Origin of the sequence: Lacisediminihabitans sp. (assembly GCF_036404185.1) — a bacterium.
GTDB lineage: Bacteria > Actinomycetota > Actinomycetes > Actinomycetales > Microbacteriaceae > Lacisediminihabitans.
The window spans coordinates 1-8,176 of the sequence record NZ_DASWPB010000234.1; the positions used below are offsets into that span (position 1 = coordinate 1).

The 8,176-nt window shown below is 69.7% G+C and carries 10 protein-coding genes and 1 pseudogene; 6 read left to right on the forward strand and 5 right to left on the reverse strand.

From position 1 onward, the window contains the following. Together VGC18_RS16095 and VGC18_RS16100 are read left to right on the forward strand one after the other, a co-directional pair. Nucleotides 1-331: pseudogene (locus VGC18_RS16095) on the forward strand (hypothetical protein); the annotation flags it as partial. A gap of 129 nt (nucleotides 332-460) precedes the next feature. Beyond that, nucleotides 461-1,318 carry an NAD(P)-dependent oxidoreductase gene (locus tag VGC18_RS16100; RefSeq protein WP_331099272.1) on the forward strand — a complete coding sequence of 286 codons (858 nt, stop codon included), beginning with the start codon at nucleotides 461-463 and terminating at the stop codon, nucleotides 1,316-1,318. Between the two features lie 24 nt (nucleotides 1,319-1,342). On the opposite strand, the gene VGC18_RS16105 is transcribed toward VGC18_RS16100, so the two are convergent. Next, a complete protein-coding gene (locus tag VGC18_RS16105; protein WP_331099274.1) occupies nucleotides 1,343-2,374 on the reverse strand; it encodes an aldo/keto reductase in 1,032 nt (343 codons plus the stop codon). Nucleotides 2,375-2,518: 144 nt separating this feature from the next. Further along, nucleotides 2,519-2,947 (reverse strand): VOC family protein, encoded by a 429-nt coding sequence (locus tag VGC18_RS16110; protein ID WP_331099276.1) that lies wholly within the window; start codon nucleotides 2,945-2,947, stop codon nucleotides 2,519-2,521. Between the two features lie 189 nt (nucleotides 2,948-3,136). Between VGC18_RS16110 and VGC18_RS16115 the strand changes: the two genes are divergently transcribed. After that, nucleotides 3,137-3,379 (forward strand): hypothetical protein, encoded by a 243-nt coding sequence (locus tag VGC18_RS16115; RefSeq protein WP_331099278.1) that lies wholly within the window; start codon nucleotides 3,137-3,139, stop codon nucleotides 3,377-3,379. Here the strand turns inward: VGC18_RS16115 and VGC18_RS16120 are convergent. Next, nucleotides 3,353-3,733, reverse strand: coding sequence for a cupin domain-containing protein (locus VGC18_RS16120; RefSeq protein WP_331099280.1), 381 nt, complete (start codon nucleotides 3,731-3,733; stop codon nucleotides 3,353-3,355). The two genes, VGC18_RS16115 and VGC18_RS16120, sit on opposite strands and share 27 nt — an antisense overlap. 131 nt (nucleotides 3,734-3,864) lie before the next feature. Here VGC18_RS16120 and VGC18_RS16125 point away from each other — a divergent pair, with 131 nt between their 5' ends. Then, entirely contained in the window at nucleotides 3,865-4,863 is a 999-nt protein-coding gene (locus VGC18_RS16125; RefSeq protein WP_331099282.1) for an LLM class flavin-dependent oxidoreductase, read from the forward strand. Nucleotides 4,864-4,937: 74 nt separating this feature from the next. On the opposite strand, the gene VGC18_RS16130 is transcribed toward VGC18_RS16125, so the two are convergent. Beyond that, nucleotides 4,938-5,777 carry a helix-turn-helix transcriptional regulator gene (locus tag VGC18_RS16130; RefSeq protein ID WP_331099284.1) on the reverse strand — a complete coding sequence of 280 codons (840 nt, stop codon included), beginning with the start codon at nucleotides 5,775-5,777 and terminating at the stop codon, nucleotides 4,938-4,940. 101 nt (nucleotides 5,778-5,878) lie between these two features. Here VGC18_RS16130 and VGC18_RS16135 point away from each other — a divergent pair, with 101 nt between their 5' ends. Beyond that, nucleotides 5,879-6,574, forward strand: coding sequence for an SDR family NAD(P)-dependent oxidoreductase (locus VGC18_RS16135; protein ID WP_331099286.1), 696 nt, complete (start codon nucleotides 5,879-5,881; stop codon nucleotides 6,572-6,574). 107 nt (nucleotides 6,575-6,681) lie between these two features. Here VGC18_RS16135 and deoC read toward each other — a convergent pair whose 3' ends face one another. Further along, nucleotides 6,682-7,437: a deoxyribose-phosphate aldolase gene (deoC, locus tag VGC18_RS16140; protein ID WP_331099288.1), complete on the reverse strand. Its 756-nt coding sequence runs from the start codon at nucleotides 7,435-7,437 to the stop codon at nucleotides 6,682-6,684. A gap of 139 nt (nucleotides 7,438-7,576) precedes the next feature. Here deoC and VGC18_RS16145 point away from each other — a divergent pair, with 139 nt between their 5' ends. Beyond that, nucleotides 7,577-8,176 carry a PadR family transcriptional regulator gene (locus tag VGC18_RS16145; RefSeq protein WP_331099290.1) on the forward strand — a complete coding sequence of 200 codons (600 nt, stop codon included), beginning with the start codon at nucleotides 7,577-7,579 and terminating at the stop codon, nucleotides 8,174-8,176.

The following is an 8,176-nucleotide window of genomic DNA, read 5'->3' on the forward strand; positions in this document are numbered from 1 at the left end:
GCCCGTTCCCGGCGCGCTGCTGCCGCAGTCGTTGCCGCTTCCGCTCTCCGGGAGAACGACGACCGTCTCGGTGACCGCGCTCAGCGGAACGACGACCGTCGACGCGCTGCTGATCCGGCCGCTCGTCGCACGCCTCCGGCTGACGGGCTCAGGAACCGCGTCGACCGAGTTCGTGCAGTCCACGTCGCTGCTGCCGCAGTCCGTCCGGCTCGGCGGTGCGGGATCGACAGCGCGCATCTACGACGACGGGGGCCGCCTCGTGCGGACCCTCGTCGGTGCGACGACAACGGTGCTCCCGCCGGGCGGATTCGGTCTGGCGACGACGCCGTAGTGCGGGCGGTCTCCGGGTGGATCGGTCGGGCGCATCCGTCTCCCACCGGGCAGGCGTACGATCCCGGATGTCGGGCCTCAGACCACCCGCCCAGACCACACCCGCTCAGACCACCCGCGGAGGAACACCATGCGCGTCGCAGTACTCGGAACCGGAACCATGGGAGCGGGCATCGCCCGCAGCCTGCTGAGGGTGGGCATCCAGGTCTCGGTGTGGAACCGGCACGTCGAGAAGGCGAGGGCGCTCGCCGGCGACGGCGCCCGCGTCGAGTCGTCGAGCGCGGAGGCGGTGCGCGACGCCGACGTCGTCCTGACGATGCTCTTCGACGAGCCGGCGGTCCGGGAGGTCGCCGAGCAGTTCCTGCCGGCGATGGGGCCGACGGCGATCTGGATGCAGAGCGCCACGGTCGGGCCGGACGGCATCCGTCGGCTCGCCGACCTCGCGAGCGACTACGACGTCGACCTGGTCGACGCGCCCGTCGTCGGCACGAAGAAGCCCGCAGAGGAGGGCACCCTCGCCGTGGTGGTCTCCGGGGATCCGGCCATGATCGAGCGACTCGGGCCGGTATTGGAGGCGATCGGCTCCAAGACGGTCGTCGCGGGGGCGGCGATCGGTGCGGCCAGCGCCCTCAAGCTGGCCTGCAACGCGTGGATCGCCACCATCACCGCCGGGACGGCACAGTCGCTCGCCCTCTGCGCGGCGCTCGGCGTCGATCCCGCCCTCTTCCTCAGCACGATCGACGGCAGCCCGTCGAACACGCCGTACGCCCAGCTGAAGGGCGGGATGATGATCGCCTCCGATTTCACCCCGTCCTTCGGCGTCGACGGTCTGGTCAAGGACCTCGAGCTCATGCTCGCGGCGATCGAGGGCGGCTCGATGCCGGCGACCCTGCTGGAGACCCTGCGCGACGAGTTCCGGGCGGCGGCGGACGAAGGACACGACCGGGACGACATCGCCTCGGTCATCACCGCGTTCCGCGCCGGCTGAGCCAGGCCCACCCGGCGTCGGGCCTCAGCGACCGCCCTCGAGCTTGCGGCTGCGCTGTCCAACACCCGCGGTCCCGTAGGGGTACTCGTCGATGCGGGGCGCGCTCACGGCGGTGAGCGAGTCGAGCTCGTCCGAGGACAGGTCGAGATCGACGGCGCCCATGTTGTCGGTGAGCTGCTCGACGGTCCTCGCCCCCAGGATGACCGAGGTGACCGCCGGACGGCTGCCGAGCCAGGCCAGCGAGACCTGGGAGGGCGAGGCCCCGTGCGCATCCGCGATCGCCCGGACCGCGTCGACGACCTGCCAGGTGCGCTCGTCGGCATTGCGGGCATCCCACGCCTCCATGCCGCGCTTCGGGTTCTCGCCGAGACGGGTGGAGCCGGTCGGGTTGACGTCGCGCCGGTACTTCCCGCTCAGCCAGCCTCCCGCGAGCGGCGACCAGGGCAGCAGGCCGATCCCGGCGTCCGCCGCGGCGGGGATGACCTCGTGCTCGATGTCGCGAACGAGCAGGTTGTACTGCGGCTGCAGGGTCACCGGCAGGCTCCAGCCGTGGGCCTTCGCCACATGGACGGCCTTGGTCAGCTGCCAGCCGAGGTAGTTGGAGAACCCGTAGTAGCCGATCTTGCCCGCCGAGATCGCGTCGTCGAGGAAGCGGAGGGTCTCATCGATCGGGGTGAGGGCGTCCCAGGCGTGCATCTGGTAGAGGTCGATGTGCTCGACCCCCAGCCGGACGAGGGATGCCTCGAGCGCGGTGCGCAGGTGGCGCCGGGAGAGGCCGAGGTCGTTGGGTCCGGCGCCCATGGGAAAGCGTCCCTTGGTGGCGAGGACGATCTGACCGGCCTCGGTCGGATGCGCGGCGAGCCAGCGCCCGATGATCTGCTCCGAGGCTCCGGCGCTGTAGACGTCCGCGGTGTCGACGAAGGTGCCGCCGCCCTCGACGAAGGCGGTCAGGATGTCTCCCGACGTGGCCTCGTCGGCCTCGCTGCCGAAGGTCATTGTGCCGAGCGCCTGGGTCGAGACCGACGCACCGCTGTGTCCGAGGGTTGTGTACTTCATCGTGCTCCTTCGTCTGCTCCGGGCCGGCATCCGCCCGCCCCATCACTCCACTCTCCTCCTTCTTACCCGCGTGGAGCCTGCACACGTACCCTGGTGGAGCCCGCACACGTACCGGCGCGGAGCCCGCCCACGACGAGGCCGGGCTCAGGCCTGGCCCGAGGGGTCCGCTGCGGTGATGTTGACCAGCCAATTGACGCCGAACCGATCGCGCAGCATCCCGAAGCTGTCGCCCCAGGGGGCCTTGGCGAGCGGTTCCCCGATCGTCGCCCCCTCGGTCAGTCCGTCCCAGTAGCCGCGCAGCGCATCCTCGTCGTCGCCGCTGAGGGAGACCGAGAAGGCATCGCCCGGCGTGTAGCCCATGCTGTTCGGGGTGTCGGCGCCCATGAGGACGAGACCGTTCGGGCTGACGAGCATGCCGTGCATGATCTTGTCCCGTTCGGCCGGGTCCTCGCTCGCGTGGAACTCACCGAAGGTGCTCAGCGTGAGCTCCCCGCCGAAGACGGATCGGTAGAACTCCATCGCCGCCCTGGCGTCGTCGCGAAAGCCCAGATAGGGGTTGAGTCGAATGGTCATCGTTGACCTCCTGTTTGGTGGTGCCCGTGATGGTGGTGCCCCCGATGGTGGCGCCCGGGAATGGCGCTCGCCGCCCTCGGCGATGGCCGTTCGTGGTGATCATCGTCGCACGCGCCGGGTGATAACACCATGCCCCGTGACGAGCCCCGATCTCACCGCGTCGCGGACGCCAGGTCCCCGGCGTGGAGGATGTCGGGCACGTGCGTCTCCGCCCAGGCGCGAACCGCGTTGATCGGGTCGAGCAGTGATCTGCCCAGCTCGGTGAGCCGGTACTCGACCCGCGAGCGTCTCGGCGCGATGTTCGCCGATGTGCTGCTGCTCGACCAGCAGGCCTTCCCGGCCCAGGCCACCGCCCTCGGCTGGGCACCCGTCAGACCGACCCTGGTCGAGGAGCTGCGGGATGCCTCAGGCAGGCAGTTCGCGGAGCGGTGAGGTCATCTCCCCGCCGGCGTCACCGGTGTTGACGGTGCCCGTGGGCTCGAACAGCACGGCGGAGACCTCGGCGGCGGCCACCGGGCAGTGCTCGGTTCCCCTGGGCACAACAAAAACATCGTCGGGACCGAGGACGACCTCGCGGTCCCTGAGCCGGATGACGAGCTCGCCGGAGAGGACGAGGAACAGTTCGTCGGTGTCGGGATGCGTGTGCCACACGAACTCGCCCAGCAACTTGACGACCTTGACGTCGTAGTCGTTGACACTGGTCAGCCGATGCGGCTGCCAGTGCTCGGAAAAGGTCGCCAGGGCGCGGGAGATGTTGTGGACGTCGCTTGCGGCCGGAGTCGTCATGGGAAAAGGCTATCCGAGAGGAACGATCCGGCCTGCGCCGGTGTTTACCCTGGAGACGCGTTGTCTCCGTCGACCAGACCAGACCAGACCAGACCAGACAGATCAGACCGACAGAAGAAGGTTTTCCGCCCATGCCCATCCCGCTTTCCATCCTCGACCTCGCACCGATCGCCCCAGGGGAGACCGCGGGGGACAGCTTCGCGGCGAGCGTCCTGCTCGCCCAGGCCGCAGAGCGGCACGGGTACCGCCGGGTCTGGTATGCCGAGCACCACAACATGCCGTCGATCGCCTCCTCGGCCACGAGCATCCTCATCGGTCACGTCGCAGCTCACACGTCCACGATCCGGCTCGGCGCCGGAGGGGTGATGCTGCCCAACCACGCGCCGCTGACCATCGCGGAGCAGTTCGGGACGCTGGAGTCGCTCTACCCCGGCCGCATCGACCTGGGGCTCGGGCGGGCACCGGGCAGCGACCAGAACACGATGCGCGCGTTGCGTCGTGACGGGCTGTCGGCCGAGCAGTTCCCGCAGGACGTGCTCGAGCTGCAGGCGTATCTGCGGGGCGAGTCCCTCATCCCGGGCGTGCAGGCCGTGCCGGGGGCCGGGACGAACGTTCCGCTCTACATCCTCGGCTCCTCGCTCTTCGGGGCGAGACTGGCCGCCGCCCTCGGCCTGCCGTACGCCTTCGCCTCGCATTTCGCCCCCGACGCGTTGCACGAGGCCATGGCGACCTACCGCCGCGAGTTCCAGCCCTCCGACCAGCTGGCGGAGCCATACGCGATCGCGGGGGTCAATGTGGTCGCGGCGCAGGAGAGTGCGGATGCCGTCGAGCAGTTCGAGACCACCAGGCGGGCCAGGGTGCGGGGCATGATCTCGCGGGGTCCCGGGGCGCCGGAGTACAGCGACGAGCAGATCGACGCCTTCCTGCTCACGCCGGACGGGCGACGGCTCGCCGACATGATGCGGTACACCGCCGTCGGCACCCCCACCGAGGTGCGGGGCTTCCTGGAGGACTTCGCCGTCTCAGCCCAGGCGGACGAGCTCATCGTCGCGTTTCAGTCTCAGGCCATCGCCGACAGGCTGCGGTCGGTGGAGCTGACCGCAACGGCGATGGCGGGCGCCTCGGGCTAGTCGCGCCTGCGGCTGGATGCGCGGCTTCTCGTCGCGCCTCCGGCTGGCTGCGCGGCTTCTCGTCGCGCGGCCCTCTAGCTTTCCGTCGCAAACGACTGCAGGCCGGCGACCCTCAGCAGTTGCAGCTTCTCCGCATCCGTCGTTCCCGGGACCGCCGTGTAGACCACGATCTTCATGTCGGTGCCGGGGGCGGCGAGCACATCGCAGTCGAGGGTGACCCGTCCGACCGTCGGGTTGTCGATCGTCTTGTGGCCCTCGACGTGCCTGCCGACCGACGACGTCCCCCAGAGCTCCTCGAAGGCCGGGCTGGCCCTGCGGAGGTCCGCGATGAGCTCGGCCAGCTGCCCGTCGACCGGGTAGCGCCCGGAGGCCGCGTGCAGGTCGGCGACCAGGTCCCTGGCGAAGGCGCGCCGGGCATCCTCCTCATAGAGCACCCGGGAGTGATCGGCGGTGAACCAGCGCCAGACCAGATTGGCCTCGCGGCCGCTGTAGATCGAGGGATCGCCCAGGAGGGCCGACCAGAGCGGATTCCACAGCAGCGGATCCCAGGCGGCCGAATACACGCTCACCGGGGTGTCGCCCAGCCGGTCGACGATGCGCTGGATGCCCGGGGTGATGTGCTGCGGGACGCCCAGGGCGGGAGGCACCGCCGCACCCGCCGCACGGTAGAGGTGATCGCGTTCGTCCTGGTTCAGCCGGAGCGCTCTCGTGAGGGCGCCGAGGACCTGGGGCGACGGATTCGTCGATCGTCCCTGCTCGAGTCGCACCACATAGTCGACGGAGAGCCCGGCGAGCGCGGCGAGCTCCTCGCGGCGCAGCCCGGGCGCCCTGCGATCCGGTCCGCCGGGGAGGCCGACGGCCTCGGGGGAGACCCGGTCGCGCCAGGTCCTCAAGACGTTCGCGAGTTCGGCCATTCGTCCAGTCTGCTCCTCGTCGTTGTGGTCCGGGTGGTACCGACGGTCCTAGGGAGAGCGGCTACCTCGGCGATCGGACGGGCGCGGCGCATGCTGGGACCATGACAATCACACTGATCACAGGAGCAAACAAGGGGCTCGGCTTCGAGGCCGCCCGCCGTCTCATCGATGCCGGGCATACCGTCTATCTCGGGTCGAGAGACGCGGAGAAGGGCGCGGAGGCGGCGGCGGCGCTCGGGGCAGGACCGGTCCGGCTCGACGTCACGGACGATGCCTCGGTCGCCGACGCGCTCGCGGAGATCGGACGCCTCGAGGGCCGGATCGACGTGCTCGTGAACAACGCCGGGATCATCGGGCCGCAGGTGGCCGTCGCGGAGCTCACCGCCGGAGACGTGCGGCGGACCTTCGAGACCAACGTCTTCGGCATCGTCCGGACGATCCACGCGGCCCTGCCGCTGCTGCGGGCATCCGAGAACCCCGTCGTCGTCAACGTGGCGAGCGGACTCGGCTTCCCGCGGTTTGTCACCGATCCGTCCCGGGTCGAGTCGAGGTTTCCGACCCCCGCCTACGGATCGTCGAAGGCCGCTGTCATCATGCTCTCGCTGCAGTACGCGAAGTCGCTGCCGGGCATCCGCATCAACGCGGTCGACCCCGGCTACACCGCCACGGACCTCAACGGCAACAGCGGCACCCAGTCCGTCGAGGAGGGAACGGATGCGATCGTCCGCCTCGCGACGATCGGTGCGGATGGTCCCACGGGCACCTTCCAGGACCGCGACGGGCTCATCGACTATTAGGTCGACTGCTGGGTCGGCTATCGGGTCGACTACCAGATCGGCCCGCTGGATCTGCCTACTGGTGGTCGACTGCCGATCAGTCGATGGCGGCCGGTGGTCGTCGGAGCCTAGTAGCCGGCGGCACCCGTGCCGGCGGCACCCGTGCCGGCGGCACCCGTGCCGGCAGCACCCGTGCCGGCGGCCGGAGCTGCAGCGGCGGTCTCCGCGCCGGAGAGGATGGCGGTCGTCGCCGACACCCCGAGACGGGTGGCTCCGGCTTCGATCATGGCGACGGCGTCCGCCCAGGTGCGGATCCCGCCGGAGGCCTTCACTCCCGCGCGCCCGGCGACGGTCGCCGACATGAGCGCGACGGCGTGAACGGATGCACCCCCGGCCGGGTGGAAACCGGTGGAGGTCTTGACGAAGTCGGTGCCGGCGTTGACGGCGGCGGTGCAGCACCCGACGATCTCGTCATCGGTCAGGGCGGCGGATTCGATGATCACCTTGAGGACCTTCGGGGCGGGCACCTCGGCCCTGACCGCGGCGATCTCGGCCTGGATCAGATCGAAGCGCCCGGCCTTCGCGTGGCCGATGTCGATGACCATGTCCACCTCGTCCGCGCCGTTCGCGATCGCTCCCGCGGCCTCGAACGCCTTGACCGCCGCCGTGTGTTTGCCGGAGGGGAAACCGCACACCGTCGCCACGGCGAGGCCGGGCGGCACGGACACCGGCAGCATCGACGGCGAGATACAGACGGAGAACACCCCGAGTCGGACGGCCTCGGCGACGAGGGCCTCCACGTCGGCGGGGGTGGCCTCCGGCTTGAGCAGGGTGTGGTCGATGATGCGGGCGACGCTCTCTGGCGTGGGAAGTGCTGGGCTCATGGCCCCAGTCTTCCACGATCACAAAGCTTGCGTTAATTCCTTTTACGATATATCGTAAACACATCGCAGAAGTTCTGCGATGGCTCGTGTTATTCGCCGTCGAGGCACACGTCGAGCCGTAACGAAAGGTGTCTGCGATATGAAAGACAACCACTACACACGGGAACAGCGTTTCCACCACGATCCCTCCGGGCGAGGTCACGGCTTTGGTGCCGGGTTCGAGCCCGGAGCCGCCTTCGCCCAGTTCGGTCACGGCTTCGGCGCCGACTTCCGCGGCGGCTTCGGTCCCCGCGGACCCCGGCGCGCCAGCAAGGGAGACATCCGTTCGGTCATCCTCTCGCTGCTGGCCGACGGCCCCTCCAACGGATATGGGCTCATCAAGGCGATCGCCGAGAAGACCGACGGCGCTTGGCGTCCCAGCCCCGGATCCGTCTATCCGACGCTCCAGCAGCTGGTCGACGAGGAGCTGATCGTCTCCCGCGGCGATGGCCGTAAGACCGAGTTCGAGCTCACCGACGCGGGCAGGGCCTATGTCGAGGAGCATGCCGAGGATTTCGCCAAGGCATGGGACGCGACGCCCAGCCGGTCGGAGGCCTCCACTCGTCTCGGTGAGAGCATCGGCAAGCTCATGGGGGTGCTCGGGCAGTTCCGGTCCGCGGCGACCGACGAGCAGCGGACGGCCGCCGCCGAGAAGCTCGACGATGCCAGGCGAGCGCTGTACCTGATTCTGGCCGACTGA